Genomic DNA, 1,517 nt, shown 5'->3' on the forward strand with positions numbered 1-1,517 from the left:
TGACGGAAAACCCGCCGGAGGCCCCTGCCGGTTTGATGCCGCTTTTGTCCTCCCGGCTAAACGAGGCGCTCACAAAGAAGGGCTTCAGCGCATCGAGCCGGAAGCCGGCGCTGTAGCGCTTGCGCTCGGTGGAGTAGTCAAACCCCTTCCAGGCCGTCACGTCCGTGGTCGGCGTCCCGGGCACCGGCCCCGAAACAATGCCGCCCAGCTCATCGCTGCCCACGCCCTCAAGATAGTAGGTGCGCGCCCCAAAGGTGATGTTGTGGGGGATCTCCTGGTACCTCAGATAGTAGCTGAAGCCGCCCCACAGCCCGCCGGTCAGCCCGAAGTTCGTCTGCCGCGAGATGTCCCCGTCAAGTTTCAGGTAGTACCGGTTGTTGTCGTACTTGATGTCAAACATCGTGGTGAGCGAATCGTTGACGTTGCGGTACTCGTTGAACTTGGCCTCGCTGCCGTTGATGTCGGCAAGCACGCCCCCCACCGAGACCTCGCCCTCGAAGTTCCTGTCCTCTGCGGCCTGCGCAGGGCAGATGAGCGCGACTCCCAGCAGTACGGCACCTATGATCATCATGGTCTTCTGTCGCATGGTCATCCCTCCTTAGCGTAGGAATCTCAGGCCGCTGCCCGCAGGGCCGTTGCTTCCGTGTATGTTGGTGTGGCAGTTCATGCATGCCCGGCCGATCAGCTTGTTGCTGGGCTCTGCCCCGCGGAAGCCGTCTGCCTTGGTATAGGGGGTGCTGGGATGAAAGTTTGCCTCGTGGCAGCTCTGGCAGAGCTGCGGCGGCTTGCGCACCAGCAGGCTGTTATGGTTGGAGCCGTGCACCGCGTGGCAGTTCAGGCAGTCGGCCTCCACCGGCGGGTGCTCGAACCGGAATGGCCCGCGCTTTTCCGCATGACAGCTGTAGCACAGCTCGTTGACCGTGCCTGCCCGGAGCATCTTGGCCCCAAAGGTGCCGTGCGTGTCGTGACAGTCCGTGCAGGTGACCTTGCCTTCCCGTATCGGATGGTGCGACTGCTTGTTGCTCTGCAGCCGGATGTCCTTGTGGCAGTCAAAGCACAGATCAGGCTGGGAAGCCCGGAGGCTCCTGCCCGTGCCTGCATGCACCGAGTGACAGTCCGTGCAGCCGATGCCGTTTGATTTGTGCTTCGACAGGTTCCAGTTGATCAGGTGCTGGCTGTCTTCGTGGCACCCCAGGCACCGGGCTGACTTGTCCTTGGCGTCGAGCTTCCTGCCAAAACCATAGATGGACACCCCCTTGCCCCCTCCCTTGGATACGTGCTCGGCTCCTGAGCCGTGGCAGGATTCGCAGCCAAACTGCGCTGCAGGGGAGCCCGATACCGCCTTCTTGCCGTGCGGTCCCCGCGCGTAGCTGTCATAATACCCCTCGTGACAGCCCTTGCATGCCTCTACCCCTGCATACCCCGTGTCGGTAGATACCGGCGGGACATGGGCGAAGAGGACAACAGCAGAGAGAAAGCCGAGAAGCAAAACCATCTTCTTCATGAAAACCCTCCTT

2 protein-coding genes are annotated in these 1,517 nt (G+C 61.8%); both read right to left on the bottom strand.

Annotated features, from left to right (window positions below):
* Nucleotides 1–586: MtrB/PioB family outer membrane beta-barrel protein (locus tag AC11W3_RS13470; RefSeq protein ID WP_484093153.1), on the bottom strand; the 586-nt coding region annotated here is incomplete at its 3' end.
* A gap of 12 nt (nt 587–598) precedes the next feature.
* Complete coding sequence (locus AC11W3_RS13475) at nt 599–1,504, bottom strand: DmsE family decaheme c-type cytochrome (protein ID WP_484093154.1); 906 nt, start codon at nt 1,502–1,504, stop codon at nt 599–601.
* Nucleotides 1,505–1,517: the final 13 nt, after the last annotated feature.

This window comes from Geomonas sp. (assembly GCF_056994735.1).